We start from the raw sequence: 14543 nt of genomic DNA, 5'->3' as shown, positions 1-14543 counted from the left end.
GTACATGAGGAGCGGAAAAGCAAGCCAACAACGAAATTCGACGTGTCATTTTTACCGGACTTTTTGAACATCCTCTATATACATCATACAAAATTATTTGTTCATAAAACAAATAATACCCCCGCGCAGCTCACTGGCGAGAGTATCAAAATCGTGTATAGAGTAAAGCCTAGGAGCGGAACTGTTCGGTTTCGGTAATTTCGCCATCAGGATTTTTTTCTTTGACGAATAGTTTTCCCGCCTGAACTTCCTCCAACGCCTTGCCAACATTCTTATCTGATTTCGGGTTTGCGATTTGGCATGGTTTGTCATGTTGCATTTCGCGTGCCCGTCGTGCAGATAAAACCACAAGCGTATATTTAGATTTAATTTGTTCCTGCAATGCATCAATTGATGGATCTAACATCATAGTTATTCCTCCTCCAATAATTGCTTATATTGTTTCGCGATTCGTTCCCGTTTCAAATGTTCGCTTTGGATAATCGCCTTTATTTTTTTTACTGCATGATCTACCTGGTCATTGACGACAACATAATCATAGGCATCCATCATTTCAATTTCATCACGTGCCGCTTTTAACCGGTTTAGCACAAGGTCTTCCGTTTCCGTTCCCCGGCTGACAATTCGATTCTTCAATTCTTCCAAACTTGGTGGAAATAGAAAAATAAATACACCCTCCGGAAAATTTTTCTTCACTTGTAATGCACCCTGAACTTCAATTTCCAGAAAAACGTCATGCCCAGCTGCCAATGTCTCTTCCACATATTTTCTTGGTGTTCCATAGTAGTTGTTCACATATTGGGCGTATTCCAATAACTGGTTTTGACGAATCAAATTCTCAAATTCTGCTTTTGTTTTAAAAAAATAATCGACTCCATCTGTTTCGCCGGGTCGTTTTTCTCTGGTTGTCATTGAAATGGAGTATCTTAACTGGGTATCATGATTAAACAATTCCTTTCTCACTGTACCCTTTCCGACACCAGACGGTCCAGAGAGAACAAATAAAATCCCTTTCTCTTCTATCAAAACGAGTTAACCTCCCATTTATTCATCTGAATCTTCTTCATGGCTCAGCACCCGCTGACCTACTGTTTCCGGCTGAACGGCAGATAATACAACATGGTCACTATCCGTAATAATAACAGCTCTTGTTCTGCGTCCATATGTGGCATCCACCAATTTATTATTGTCACGTGCTACTGTAATAATCCGTTTGATTGGTGCTGACTCCGGCGATACAATCGAGATGATCCGATTTGCGGAAACTACATTACCGAAGCCAATATTAATTAAACGTAAATTCAAACTGTTTCCCCCTTAAAACGAAAAGTGTAAGCGCCCGTTTAGCAGCGTATGAACCGGACTGAACTTAGCCGCCGTAAAGTGATTATCCCAGTCCATCACCACTTGAAACAATTCCATAATATATCTATTATATGAAAAAATAACAGCAAAACACAAGCTATTACTCAATATTTTGGATTTGTTCTTTCATTTTCTCCACTTCACTCTTGATTGATACCACCCATTCACTGATTTTCGGATCTGTTGACTTGGAACCGATCGTGTTTATTTCCCGGTGCATCTCTTGCAGGATAAAATCAAGCTGCCTTCCTATTTGCGTGTCTTGTTGGATGGTAGAGAAAAAATGATCGATATGACTAAACAACCGGGTGATTTCTTCGGTAATATCCCCTTTTTCCGCTAACAGGGCGATTTCCTGGTACATTCGTTGGTTATCCGTATCAAGCTTGTCGCCGATATATGTTTCAATCCGCTGATAGATCCGCTGACGATATTCCTCAATCACCTGGTCTCTTCGCGTTTGTAATCGCCCGACTAATTCTTTTACAGTATGTATTCGTCCGTTTATATCGGCAAGCAGTTTTTCGCCCTCATCTTCTCTGATCGTCAGCAATTTGGAACAGGCATCCACCACACATGTTAAAATATTTTCTGATAAACCATTCGCATCGTTGGTTTCCCGAACCGTGAATAATTCCGGAATGGACAGTATTATATCCATAGGAATGTCACCGGTTAGCTGATAGCGCGCTTTTATCTGTTTCAATTGTTCCATATATTGATCTAATAACATCCAATCGGTTTCCAATGTTTTTGTAACAGCACCAGTACCATCGATGTTCAGGGTGACTTCAACCCGGCCACGTCCAAAAAAAGCTCGAATCCGTTCTTTAAGTTTTTCTTCCAGATACATAAAGGATGAAGGAATATTTAGTTGTACATCAAGAAAGCGGTGATTGACACTCTTCACCTCCACTGTGATCACTGCATTGTCCAATGATACAATACTGCTTCCATATCCAGTCATGCTTCTTACCATACAATCACATCCATCTGTCTGATTTTACATTGTTTTATTATACCAGTTAACTGGTATAATAAAAACTTCCATCTGTAAGTTAAAGATGGAAGTTTCATATCATTTCATTATTTTTTGGTAAATCCAAACAGCACAGTTGGCAATGCACTAAGGAAAATAATTAGTAGCCAATCATGCAGACCCAGGAACGTTGTATGGAAAATTGGTTGCAATGGTTCCAGATAAATCACGATAAGTAACAGCAGGATGGAAGACAAAACCGCCCAAATTAAATATATATTTTCAAACGGATTCCGGGAAAATACCGAATCTTCACTACGACAATCGAATACATGAATCAGCTGGGCCATGACCAAGGTTGTAAAGGCAACCGTTTGCCCATGAACAAGGTGATCCGGATTATTATGATAAGTGACCATAAACGCGGCCAATGTAACCATTCCTATTAAAATACCTCTTGTGATGATTTTAAAACCAAGCCCTCTGGCAAAAACGCCTTCCCTTGGATTCCGAGGCGCGCGCTGCATTACGTTACCCTCTGGTTTGTCTAAGCCAAGCGCCATCGCCGGAAGTCCATCGGTTACCAGATTCACCCACAAGATTTGCACAGGTACGAGGGGAAGCGGTAAAGCTAAGAGCATCGCAAAGAACATCACCAGAATTTCGCCAACATTGGAGGCCAGTAAATAACGAATGAATTTGCGAATGTTTTCGTAAATGTTCCGTCCTTCCTGGATCGCCGCTTTAATGGTTGCGAAATTATCATCCATCAAAACCAGTGATGATGCTTCTTTGGTTACATCGGTACCTGTTTGCCCCATGCCAATACCGATGTTACTGGCTTTAATTGCGGGTGCATCGTTCACCCCATCGCCCGTCATGGCAACGATATGCCCTTTGTCCTGAAAGGCATTGACAATTTTCAGTTTATGCTCAGGTGTTACCCTGGCAAAAACATAGACCAGGTCAATACAGTCACGTAATTCTTCTGCCGACATTTGATTTAACTGACTGCCCTCAAGCACAAGACCATTTTCGGGAAGCAGCTCCAGATTTTTGGCGATCGCTCTTGCTGTGTTAACATGATCGCCGGTAATCATCACTGTCTTAATCCCTGCATTTCGACATTCAGCGATTGCCTGCTTGACCTCTTTACGTGGCGGGTCAATGATGCCATACAATCCGACTAATGTTAATTCGGTTTCAACAAACGCCGTATCCATTGTATCACCGTTGGTTAACGGCTTGACGGCAATCGCAATCGTACGAAGTGCTTGCTCGGCCATATCATCGATCGCTGTTTCAAATTGTTGCTTGTCTTTTTGTTTCAATAATCTTCTGCCGTTTTCACCCTGTACAAAGGATGACCTGGGAAGCAGTACATCCGGTGCCCCTTTTGTAATCACAAATCGCTGTCTGTTCTTATCTTCCACAATAACACTCATCCGTTTACGATCGGAATCAAACGGTATTTCCTTAATGATTTTGTAATCATCCTGACCTGGTTTACGTCCAATTTTACGGGCAGCCACCAGTAACGCACCATCTGTCGGATCACCGTCAACAACATATTTTCCCTTTTTCACCCGTAATGTGGCATGGTTGCATAATTCTCCATAGGTGAGCATCGATAATAAGTTTGGAAACGTATCATCGACCCTTGTGTTATCCAGAAAATAACCACCTTGAATATCATAGCCGTCCCCGGTTACATAGAGATGCTTGTTATTTAAGAAAATGTTTTTAACAGTCATTTGGTTTTCCGTCATCGTACCGGTCTTATCTGAACAAATGACCGATGCACAACCTAATGTTTCTACTGCTGACAGTTTGCGAACAATTGCTTTTTTCCGGATCATCCGCTGCACTCCCAGAGAAAGCGCAACTGTCACAATGGCAGGCAAACCCTCGGGAATCGCCGCAACCGCCAATGACACACCGGCTAAAAACATGTTATAGACAGGATGCCCGTGGTATACACCGATAATAACAACCAAAGCTGTTAAAGCGAGGGCAACAAATATTAGGATCCGCCCCAACTCCGCCAGTTTGTTTTCCAGTGGAGTGGCTATTTTCTTCGTCTTGCCCATTAGTGAAGCAATCTGACCCATCACCGTATTCATGCCTGTCCCGACAACAATCCCAATCCCATTACCTCTTGTTACCAAAGTGCCCATAAATGCCATATTACGTTGGTCTTGCGGGTCCAAGTGATCTTGATTGATGGTTGCGGCATGCTTCATAACGGGCAGGGATTCCCCTGTTAACGCAGATTCCTCAGTTTCCAGGCTTGCAGACTTTGTGATCCGTATATCAGCTGGTATTCGATCCCCGCTTGACAGCCTGATGACGTCACCTGCAACAATTTCCTGAGAAAAGATACGCACCCATTCCCCGTCTCGTAAAACTGTTGCTACTGGTGCCGAGAGCTCTTTTAATTTTGCCAATGATTTTTCCGCCTTCTGTTCCTGGAAAAACCCGAAAAAGGCATTGGCGATCACAATAACCATAATTGCAATCGCATCAACGTATTCCCCCAACAATCCGGCAATTAGCGTTGCTGCAAGTAAGACAATCACCATGAAATCCTGAAACTGTTTCAAAAATATTAACCATATTGATGTGCTTTTTTCCTCTTTCAGTACGTTGGGACCGAATTTTTCCCGGCGTTTTGTAACTTGTTTCACAGGTAATCCTTTATCCATTTCCACATGTAAGTGCTTTGCAACTTCATCTACATCTGACTGATACCATTTCATACTAAATACCTCCACATGCACCTGCACACTTTTATCCCTTGGTAAATACTTTTTAGGGATTGTCCAATCTGTTTATTCATTTCTATGCAGACAAGCACTTAAAAATGCTATAATTACTTATGAGGTGATCGCATGCCATTTGACGGAATTGTTACCCGAGCCGTAACAGAAGAATTAAAAATGAACATCATTCCAGGCAGAATTGCAAAAATCTATCAACCAACTGAAACAGAACTCATTTTAACGATCCGCAGTCAAGGTAAAAATCACGCTTTATTACTCTCGATTCACCCGACCTATGCCAGGTTACATGTAACAGCTGACGAATATACAAACCCGCAAGAGCCTCCGATGTTTTGCATGCTGCTCCGGAAACACTTGACAGGAGCAACACTCGAATCCATTGAACAATACGGGATGGAGCGGATTGTCACTTTTACTTTTAAAACACGTAATGAAATTGGTGACATCGCCTACAAAACCCTGATCATGGAGTTAATGGGTAAGCATAGCAATGTCATGCTTGTTGACCAGGAGAAAGGACATATTATTGATAGTCTAAAACATGTCCCTGCTTTTCAAAATAGTTACCGGACGATCCTGCCAGGACAGGCATATAAACTACCGCCGGCCCAGCACAAGGTGAATCCATTGGAAATAAGCGGTGAGGATTTTATTAAAAAACTGGATTTTAACGCTGGCAGAATGGATAAGCAAGTTGTTCAGATGCTTGTTGGCTTTTCACCAATGATTGCCAATGAAATTGTCCATCGAGCAAAACTGGGTTCGCAAAAAAAGTATATGGAAACATTTTTGACGGTACAGGATTCCATCAAGCACAATCGTTATACACCGGCTATCTATCATGGAAAAAAGGAAGACTTTCATGTATTGCCCATTACGCTTTATGCAGAAGAGAAGGAAGCATTTGCAACAACGAATCAGATGCTTGATACGTTTTATTCCGGGAAAGCAGAACGCGACCGCGTCAAACAACAGGCAAAAGATTTGTACCGGATAATCAAAAATGAAAAGGACAAAAATGAACGGAAATTAAAAAAGCATGACCAAACATTAAAAAAAGCTGCAGGTGCCAACAAGTATCAACGGCTTGGTGAACTGTTAACAGCAAATATGCACATGGTAAAACCCGGCGATTCTACCGTCACGGTCATTGACTATTACGATCCCGAGCAAAAAGAAATCACCATCGACCTCAACCCAAATAAGACGCCAAGCGAAAACGCGCAAAGCTTTTTTAAAACATACCAAAAGCTAAAAACATCAAAACAAATGGTGGAGAAAGAAATAACCAAAACGAATGAAGAAATTGCCTATTTGGATGGTCTGCTTCAACAAATGGATACTGCACGGGAAGCGGATATTGAAGAAATTCGTGAAGAGCTTCGTGATGAAGGTTATTTAAAAAAACAGCGGCAGCATAAAAAAAAGAAAAAACAGAACAAGCCACAACCGGAAGCATATCAATCCTCAGATGGTACACCAATCCTTGTCGGCAAAAATAATAAACAAAATGAGTATCTGACAACAAGGGTTGCCCACCGTGATGACATTTGGCTGCATACAAAGGATATTCCTGGTTCCCATGTGATTATTCGCGATCGGGAGCCTAGTGACGATACGCTAATGGAAGCGGCACAAATCGCTGCTTATTTCAGTAAGTCCAAAGACTCCTCATCCGTACCGGTCGACTATACGACTATCCGTCATGTCAAAAAACCAAACGGAGCCAAACCAGGCTATGTCACATACGATAATCAGAAGACACTGTTTGTAACACCGAATAAAACAGTGGTTGATCGATTAAGAGTAAAGAAAAACGGATGATTAGTAGGATCATCCGTTTTTCCAATTATGTCTGATGTAAGTTGTGTTCCTTGGCTCTAAGAAAACAAGAGCATTTTGAAGATATTTTAATTATATAGAGGGAGGTTTAAGCTATCATGAATCCTTGATTTAAGAATGAATTCTGGACCGAATCCCTTTCCACAAGATTTTGCACCAGTAACACTGCTCTTAAGATCGATCAATTACAGAATTAGCACTTAAGCACCGGGCTTATGCCTTGTTTATTTATTTTCCCCTCCGTTGCCCAGCTTTTATGTTTAATTTGCCTCATGGAGTTCATAATATAAAAAAGAATTACAGAGAGGATGAATTTAGTGATATTTATTTACAACGATTACGGAGGAACACATACAACTTCGTTAGTGGCCGCTTATCATCTTAAAAAACTCCCAACTGATAGAACACTTACGAAAGAAGAAATTATTAATGTAGATTATTTCAACAAATTAACAAAGCATGATTTCGGAAAGCTTATATTTCATGGATTGGATGAAGATGGAAATGCTGTCTATACCATAGGTAGAAAAAATGATAAATATGTCGTACCGGCACTACAAAACTTCAGTACATTGTTACAGAAAAATTATAATCTTGATGAAAAGATAATACTTTCGAATACTTCACCAACGGTACCAATTGCTATGACAATTGGAGGGTTATTCTCCAGAGGCCTGCACATTGACTTTATCGGCGTCCCTTTACTCATTACTGGCGCTAAGCAATGTTGCGGCCGTATAAAGCGATTGGTTGAACATACAAAAAAGGTAAGCTGTTCCAGGGATAGTAAAATTATTGTTTTAGAAAATAAATCATATAAATAGTCATTTCGGGTTCCTGCTTTTGCTAACCGGTTCAAATCAATTCTGTTTGTAAAACACACGATGCATTTTACACTACATATAATGTTTAGGGGTTAAATGCATTGGAGGTAAAAAGATTGATTTATGATGAGTGGAAAGATTATCTAAATGCGGCAAATCATTGGTTGAATCAATTGGAAGAAATGATCAATGAGCTTAATCGTAATGAGCGGATGAGTATTCTTTGTAGTAATATCGTACAATTACGTGAAGAGATGCAGAAAAAGGATAAACAAGACAAAGCATTCATTATCAAATTGATGGATGAGGTAAAACGCGATTATGATATCCTTAACCAAAGAATATCACCAAGGAAAACAGGAACAAGCATGGGTGAATCCATTTGCAACCAATTCGCTGATGCGCTTCACGGGCCGGGAAAATTCAGTGACAATGTGTGCTCTGTAGAACTTACAAGGGATTTTAATGTAACTATTATGGGAAAAGATGCTTCCTCCGCCCTGGAAGCAAATGTATCTTTCGAGTCCTTAGATCAGGAAGGAAATGCCTTAAACATGTCGGAAATAACAATTCTGGAAGATGAGGTTGCACCATTTACACGCGCGCTTACTCAACAGGGGTTAACGGTTACTGCTCTCCATAACCATTGGATATACTCAGACCCGGTTATTCTTTATATACACATCCTATCTGTTGAGCCCCCTATTAAGTTTGCAAAAAAAATGGCAAAGGCTTTTACCGCTTTACAAAGTTATCCTGTTACCAGCGGATGAGTGTATCAATCAATCTATCATTATGTTGAATTTTCTTTTAATACTGAATTTAGAGACAGCATATCACACAATAAAAGCGAGCCAAGGGATCTAGGTTATTAACGAAATGGCTACTCTAAGGGAATCTTAGGATGGAGAATATGGTACAGTCAATGAATTGCGTATTGAGCTTCTTATAGCAGTAATAAGGGGCAGGTACTTCTTCATGTCCCTACCTTATTTTTTTATGCCTCTGTTGATTTTAACTTTTTTTACCTCAATTAATGCCTTACATATTCTATGGCAGGCCTTCTTGCTGGATAACCTCCGAAAAAGCATTCTTAAAAAGACTGACCAATCCCCTTACAACCAATTAATGCAACTATTTTAAAAGTCACTAATGATTTTGTCCGTTCCATTTTTTATTAATTAATCATCTAATAAATAAAGGAGTTGAAAACAAATATGTTTCACAAAAGACCGATCTTTTGTCCACCAAAATATCATGTTAGAAATAAATATGTTAGACGAGTCCATCCAATCATTCATCCAGTTGTCCATGTTAATCGTATTAATGTAGTAGATGTACCAAAGCATATTGTTAAACCAATAAGAAGAACTGAAGTGGTGCAGCATAGGCGAAAGTTTCATTGCTGATAAATTCCACACTTGTCCATTACAAAGCATATTATTAATTCATAGACTATGGTATCGATTAAAAAGGGGGTGTAGCCATGAGCTACGATGGCGGACACGGTATGGGTGCAGGATTTGCATTAATTGTTGTACTCTTCATCCTCCTAATCATTGTTGGCACTGCGTATGTAGGTGGTGGATACTAGTCGGCTCTTAGTCTATACCATTAGAAATCAAACCACCATGGAAGAGGAGCATGATGTTGATTGCTTCTCTTCCTGTCTTTGTGCCATTTGTGGTATATCCTTATAATACTTTTAACATAAGGTTCCTCTTAGACAAATACATTCAAAAGGGTAAATTGGTGCAATTTGTTCAATTTCACAGTAGGATCATCCATTTTTCTTTTTATTCCACTGCTTCCGGATTCAGTTCTACTTCTATATTACCTCTTGTTGCTTTTGAGTATGGGCATGCTTGATGGGCATCTTCGGTAAGCTGTTGCGCGTCTTCCGGATTGACGCCTTTGATTTTTACATTTAATTTAACCGCGATTTTAAACCCGTTATCTTCCGGATCCTTACAAAAGCTGACATCAGCGGTTGTTTCTGAATCAATTTTCTTATCCTGTTGTGAGGCAACCAGGTTTAGTGCTCCGTCGAAACACGCCGAATATGCAGCCGCGAAAAGTTGTTCCGGATTGGATCCTTTCGCTTCTTTATTTGTTGCCGGATTAACAAGATTCAAATCGATTAAACCATCACTTGATTTCACATGTCCATCACGACCATTCTTTGCTGTAGCACTTGACGTAAATATAACATTACTCATGATCGAAACACTCCTTTTGAACAAGTATTTATAGTTATTTGTTCCTCATTGTCCAGGCTATTAAACATAATCGAGAAAAGTCAGATTTTCACTACAGGAATGTTTTCTCATTGATTAGGGAAATAAACCGATCCACCTGTGGTAATTTCCGGGAGTCTTCCTGGTAGCAAATCCACGTATCTCTGGTTACACTTTCCCCGTTCATTTTTAATGGGATGTGCGGATATTCATCCATCAATCGGTCGGCAACACTCTTTGGCAAAACCGCCATTCCCAATCCTTCTTTCATAAATTGCTTACATGTCTCAATTTGATCCACCGTAATCATCTTGACAGGCTTGATCTGATCCTGATGATAATAAAGCCAATTATCAACGGCTTCGTGCATACTATCGTCACTCTTGAAGGAAATCAGCGGCCGCTCCTTTAGACCCGCTTTTGGGAATGTTACGGTATCGAAAAGGAATAACGGATCATCAAACAAGCGCTCGCAGGTTGAGTCTTTCAATGTTTCGCCACGAATGATGCAGACATGGTAATTTTTATGATCACGCTTGATCGCTTCACTTAATCCAGTTACAAGATCAATCGCAACTTTTGGATAAGAACGCGTATATTCCGCTAAAATTCCCGGCAAGAACCGTTGACTAACCAGCGTAGAACAGGCAATGGATAAGGTTCCCCGGATGTCATCACCAGACTCAGCCAATTGATTTTTAAACGCCTTTTCCTTGTTCACTACATCATTTGCATGATCCAAAATCATCTCTCCGGCCGGTGTTAATACAAGGCTTTTGGATGTACGAATAAAGATAGTCGTACCAAAATATTCTTCAATATATTTAAGACGCTGGGTAACTGCCGGCTGTGATATCAGTATCGCCTTGGCAGTCCCGCGAATCGTACCAATTTCCTGTAATTTTAATAATAGCTCGTAATCCTCGATTTTCATCGTATTTAGGCTCCCCTAAGTATAATTATCTGTTATTACATTCGATTATAAATTAATATTTTACTTATTGCATGCAAAAGCATATGATATTAGTAAAAACACTGGAGGCGAGTGTATGAATGAAAAAGATAGGGTGCGGCAAGTATTCTCCAAAAATAAAGATTCATATATCACAAGTTCGACCCATTCCAACATAAACGATTTAGTAAAGATGAGGGAATGGCTAAACCCGAAACAAAATACTAAAGCGCTGGATATTGCAACGGGCGGCGGGCATGTTGCCAAATATTTATCACCTTATGTTAGTGAAATTGTTGCCACAGACTTGACTGAAGAAATGCTTAAAAATACGGCAAACCATTTAAAAGACTACCAAAATATTCGCTTTACAGCTGCTGATGCCGAGAATTTACCTTTTTCGGATCATACATTTGAAATTGTCACATGCCGAATAGCAGCCCACCATTTTCCCAATCCGGATTTATTTCTTGCCGAGGTGAGACGCGTATTAAAAACGGATGGGCAATTCCTATTGATCGACAACGTTGCCCCGAAAGACAATGGACTTGATCATTTCTACAATACATTGGAAAAAATGCGTGATCCAAGTCATGTTCGAGCGCGGTCGATCTCACAATGGAAGTCCATGTTAGACAAGGAACATTTACAGATAGTAAAAGAAACAACCCGCAAAAAGACCCTGCCATTTCGCGAATGGGCACAACGAACACTGCAAACGGAGGAAGAAATAAATAACGTGGAAGACTATTTATTGAATACGAAGCAGGATATTCAAAATTATTTTCAGATCAAAGTGAAAAATCAACATGTGGAAAGGTTTGCTGTTGATGAGTGGATGGTTCTTGTTAAACATAGGTGCGAACAGTAAGCGTTAACTGTTCGACTTGAATGGAACAGTCTTTATATGGCCCCCCACTTCACATTTATCGGCGATTTCAACATGTTTTACGGCGATTTTCATATTCCAGGAAGTTTCTACGTTGAGACGGCTTTACCTAACACAGTTTAAAACAAAAAAGCGATGACAGGCGCCCGCCCGCTTTGACCAGGAGAAAACTGTTTTTTATTTAAGAAATGTTCCTTTTAACACATACGTAGACACAATTTAATTAGCGATAGAGGACGGAATATATTATAAATCCTAATATGATTACAAGCAGAAGTATTCCAGTACCCTTCCATCCCAAACTACCTATCAAATCAACAAGACTGCCATTGTTTGATCTGTTAAAAGCTTCGTTAACATTGCCTGTTGGGTTTCTCTGTGATTCCTCTTGCTTTAACCTTTCCCTTTTTTGTTCTGGAGTTTCTTTGTCACTCATCAAATCCCCCCCATTAAAACGTTGGTACTCTACACCCTTACAATACGACCCTTATATTCGGAAATTCTCATTCCGGATGCTTAGCATACCAAAACTGCGGATGCCTATACAGAATTAACCACCTTCATAAGAAAACCAGAATCGGAGGTAACAACAATAATAATATTGAAATAAATACAAGCGATTTTGATACCCATTTAGAGAGTTTTTTTCTTCCCTTGCCCGTGTACCAACCGCTAAATTGCAATTTATTCCTATACAGAAGAAAAAATAAAACAAGAATTGCTATATAACCTATCCAGCCATATTTATCGGCATCAATTCCAGAATACAAATTATATAAAAGAGAACCCAAAATTCCATAGAAAAATACAAAAATCACAGTAATCCTCATTAATTCTAATAGCGTCTTCATCTACAACACTCTCCAACGTTAACCTTAACAGATCTTATTTCATTTAGGGACTGATTCTGAATAAGACGATTATTCTTTCTCGATAGATCTTATTATAAGTCTTTCTCCGTGATCAGTCCGGTTCAGAAAAACGCACTCTTAATTCGATTAATGCACTCATTTATCGAATGACCTTCAAACCATTTTGTACATTAGAATATCATCTATGTATGTATTTTCATCTAGTTTAATTTCATTAACTTTACGCCCTTCTACTGCAAAACCCATTCTCTTATATAACTCTATTGCTCTATCATTAGTTGAAAAGACGCCCAAACTCACTTTTTCAATGTAATGATTTTGTTCAGCCCAATTTAACATTGTACTGACAAGCTGCTTACCTAGACCCACATTCCTATAATCTTTTAATAACATCATGCCGAATGTGCCAACATGAGATAATCTTTTTAAGGGTGAAGAATGAAATTTTAGCCATCCAACAACTTCATTATTCACTTCAGCGACAAGCAATGTTTCTCTTTTATTTTCCATAATTTCTTGTATTTCATCCTCTTGCTCTTGCAAAGTACTTTTAAATTCATCTGAAGTTGTTATGAAATAGTTTTTTTCGGAAATAACATCTCGTTGAATATTTAAGATTGTTTGTGCGTCATTTTTGCGAACGAACCGTATAACAGGATGTGTTTCATCTTTTTCCATAGGTTTTCTCCTTCCTTATACTAAAATAAATATAGTTGATAAACAAAGGAAATATCCGTCATTCCCATTCTTGGTTGTAAAGCTAGAGTTAATTCTCAAAAATTCGCCACGTTTAACACGTCAAGGCACTTATAGCGGAACTTGTCGTGCGCCTGTTCGCAGAAAAATATTCATATTAAACTAAGCATCATTAGTGTAATAACCCTTGCACCTTTTCTTCCATATAGTCCCTTAGCAATTTAAGTCCATCCTTATCAAAGGAAAGTGTCTTTCTTATCCGTGTAAATATCAACTACTTTTCTCACTATAATTCTTAAATCTTGTGGTAATGTTTTTAGTCCCCAGTTACCAGCTTCTAGCTTTGATGAAATAACCCCTTCTTTTAGATACCAATACACTCTTATCATATTTAACGAACAATAAACCGGTTCGTCTTCAATACTCTGCAAACAATCCTGAAAATCGCCTACTATTGACGATATATAATTTGATCGTGGAACTAAAGGGAAAACCTTACCAATGGGGTCGCCAACTACACATATACCTCTATGGTTAGTTATTGTTACGTGAGCTGCCAAATCTGTATCGGTGTTAATATCTTCATTTAAAAATTTGAATGTACCGCACTCCTTTGTTTATTTAAACCTAACCGAAATTAAGCCTAAAATTAATCAAAGACCTCTTCTCTATTACCAAGAAGAATGTTTGTTTCACCCCCCGGATTTACTTCCCGAGGCCAGCAGATGGGGTCAAACCACAAGCAATCTTTGCCTGTTTAAAATCCCACCACACTGTATACATAGGGGATTCCACACCTATGTAGCCTGCGCGAGGCAATCGCTTTTTGGCTTTCTTTCCGATATTAACTGCACTGTTGATATCTCTCGAAAGCGTTGTACCGCAGTTTACACATGTAAAGCTGCGAATAGATGGATCCTTTTTCTCCTGATGACCACAGACACAACAGGTTTTGGTTGTATCCCGTTCATCAATCTTTTGATAATGCTTGCCACTTTTCGCTTGCACCCAGTTTAATATACGGCGAAACTGTCCAACTGGTGTTTGATTTAACATGGCCCTTCTCATCGTCCCGTACTTTGCCACATCGGGAGTCGGAGTATA

The 14543-nt window shown here is 39.5% G+C and carries 17 protein-coding genes; 5 read left to right on the top strand and 12 right to left on the bottom strand.

Annotated features, from left to right (window positions below; translation table 11 throughout):
- Positions 1 to 169: 169 nt before the first annotated feature.
- The 5 genes from rpoZ to ABRT01_RS09515 form a co-directional block, all read right to left on the bottom strand.
- A complete protein-coding gene (gene rpoZ, locus ABRT01_RS09535; RefSeq protein WP_269409291.1) occupies positions 170 to 409 on the bottom strand; it encodes a DNA-directed RNA polymerase subunit omega in 240 nt (79 codons plus the stop codon).
- Positions 410 to 411: 2 nt separating this feature from the next.
- A complete protein-coding gene (gene gmk, locus ABRT01_RS09530; RefSeq protein WP_269409292.1) occupies positions 412 to 1026 on the bottom strand; it encodes a guanylate kinase in 615 nt (204 codons plus the stop codon).
- A gap of 18 nt (positions 1027 to 1044) precedes the next feature.
- On the bottom strand, positions 1045 to 1305 hold the full coding sequence (remA, locus tag ABRT01_RS09525) for an extracellular matrix/biofilm regulator RemA (RefSeq protein WP_269409293.1): 261 nt from the start codon (positions 1303 to 1305) through the stop codon (positions 1045 to 1047).
- Between the two features lie 160 nt (positions 1306 to 1465).
- On the bottom strand, positions 1466 to 2344 hold the full coding sequence (locus ABRT01_RS09520; protein ID WP_269409294.1) for a YicC/YloC family endoribonuclease: 879 nt from the start codon (positions 2342 to 2344) through the stop codon (positions 1466 to 1468).
- Between the two features lie 107 nt (positions 2345 to 2451).
- Positions 2452 to 5103 (bottom strand): calcium-translocating P-type ATPase, SERCA-type, encoded by a 2652-nt coding sequence (locus tag ABRT01_RS09515; protein ID WP_269409295.1) that lies wholly within the window; start codon positions 5101 to 5103, stop codon positions 2452 to 2454.
- A 132-nt stretch (positions 5104 to 5235) separates the two neighbouring features.
- Between ABRT01_RS09515 and ABRT01_RS09510 the strand changes: the two genes are divergently transcribed.
- The 4 genes from ABRT01_RS09510 (at position 5236) to ABRT01_RS09495 (ending at position 9387) form a co-directional block, all read left to right on the top strand.
- The gene (locus ABRT01_RS09510) at positions 5236 to 6951 is read left to right on the top strand and encodes an Rqc2 family fibronectin-binding protein (protein ID WP_269409296.1); all 1716 of its coding nucleotides are present in this window, start codon (positions 5236 to 5238) and stop codon (positions 6949 to 6951) included.
- A gap of 335 nt (positions 6952 to 7286) precedes the next feature.
- A complete protein-coding gene (locus tag ABRT01_RS09505) occupies positions 7287 to 7793 on the top strand; it encodes a DUF3189 family protein (protein WP_269412549.1) in 507 nt (168 codons plus the stop codon).
- A gap of 368 nt (positions 7794 to 8161) precedes the next feature.
- Positions 8162 to 8566 carry a DUF1259 domain-containing protein gene (locus ABRT01_RS18370; RefSeq protein WP_439649457.1) on the top strand — a complete coding sequence of 135 codons (405 nt, stop codon included), beginning with the start codon at positions 8162 to 8164 and terminating at the stop codon, positions 8564 to 8566.
- A gap of 737 nt (positions 8567 to 9303) precedes the next feature.
- On the top strand, positions 9304 to 9387 hold the full coding sequence (locus ABRT01_RS09495; RefSeq protein ID WP_269412550.1) for a YjcZ family sporulation protein: 84 nt from the start codon (positions 9304 to 9306) through the stop codon (positions 9385 to 9387).
- Between the two features lie 202 nt (positions 9388 to 9589).
- Here the strand turns inward: ABRT01_RS09495 and ABRT01_RS09490 are convergent, their stop codons facing one another.
- Both ABRT01_RS09490 and ABRT01_RS09485 read right to left on the bottom strand, forming a co-directional pair.
- The gene (locus ABRT01_RS09490) at positions 9590 to 10012 is read right to left on the bottom strand and encodes an organic hydroperoxide resistance protein (RefSeq protein WP_269409298.1); all 423 of its coding nucleotides are present in this window, start codon (positions 10010 to 10012) and stop codon (positions 9590 to 9592) included.
- A gap of 91 nt (positions 10013 to 10103) precedes the next feature.
- Entirely contained in the window at positions 10104 to 10964 is an 861-nt protein-coding gene (locus tag ABRT01_RS09485) for a LysR family transcriptional regulator (protein ID WP_269409299.1), read from the bottom strand.
- Positions 10965 to 11079: 115 nt separating this feature from the next.
- Between ABRT01_RS09485 and ABRT01_RS09480 the strand changes: the two genes are divergently transcribed.
- Positions 11080 to 11853 carry a class I SAM-dependent methyltransferase gene (locus tag ABRT01_RS09480; protein WP_269409300.1) on the top strand — a complete coding sequence of 258 codons (774 nt, stop codon included), beginning with the start codon at positions 11080 to 11082 and terminating at the stop codon, positions 11851 to 11853.
- A 241-nt stretch (positions 11854 to 12094) separates the two neighbouring features.
- Here ABRT01_RS09480 and ABRT01_RS09475 read toward each other — a convergent pair whose 3' ends face one another.
- From ABRT01_RS09475 to ABRT01_RS09455, 5 genes are all read right to left on the bottom strand, one after another.
- Positions 12095 to 12307 carry a DUF6366 family protein gene (locus tag ABRT01_RS09475; protein WP_269409301.1) on the bottom strand — a complete coding sequence of 71 codons (213 nt, stop codon included), beginning with the start codon at positions 12305 to 12307 and terminating at the stop codon, positions 12095 to 12097.
- Positions 12308 to 12431: 124 nt separating this feature from the next.
- Positions 12432 to 12722 carry a hypothetical protein gene (locus ABRT01_RS09470; RefSeq protein WP_269409302.1) on the bottom strand — a complete coding sequence of 97 codons (291 nt, stop codon included), beginning with the start codon at positions 12720 to 12722 and terminating at the stop codon, positions 12432 to 12434.
- A 174-nt stretch (positions 12723 to 12896) separates the two neighbouring features.
- Positions 12897 to 13421 carry a GNAT family N-acetyltransferase gene (locus ABRT01_RS09465; protein ID WP_269409303.1) on the bottom strand — a complete coding sequence of 175 codons (525 nt, stop codon included), beginning with the start codon at positions 13419 to 13421 and terminating at the stop codon, positions 12897 to 12899.
- Between the two features lie 254 nt (positions 13422 to 13675).
- Positions 13676 to 13999, bottom strand: a complete 324-nt coding sequence (locus tag ABRT01_RS09460) for an aminoglycoside adenylyltransferase domain-containing protein (RefSeq protein ID WP_269409304.1) — start codon at positions 13997 to 13999, stop codon at positions 13676 to 13678.
- 145 nt (positions 14000 to 14144) lie between these two features.
- Positions 14145 to 14543, bottom strand: a 399-nt coding sequence (locus tag ABRT01_RS09455) for a zinc ribbon domain-containing protein (RefSeq protein WP_367746899.1), incomplete at its 5' end; no start/stop codon positions are given.

This window comes from Lentibacillus sp. L22 (genome assembly GCF_040812445.1).
GTDB classification, from domain to species: Bacteria; Bacillota; Bacilli; order Bacillales; family Amphibacillaceae; genus Lentibacillus_C; species Lentibacillus_C daqui.
Note: the sequence above shows the minus strand (reverse complement) of the source record. Positions and strands in the feature narration are given on the sequence as shown.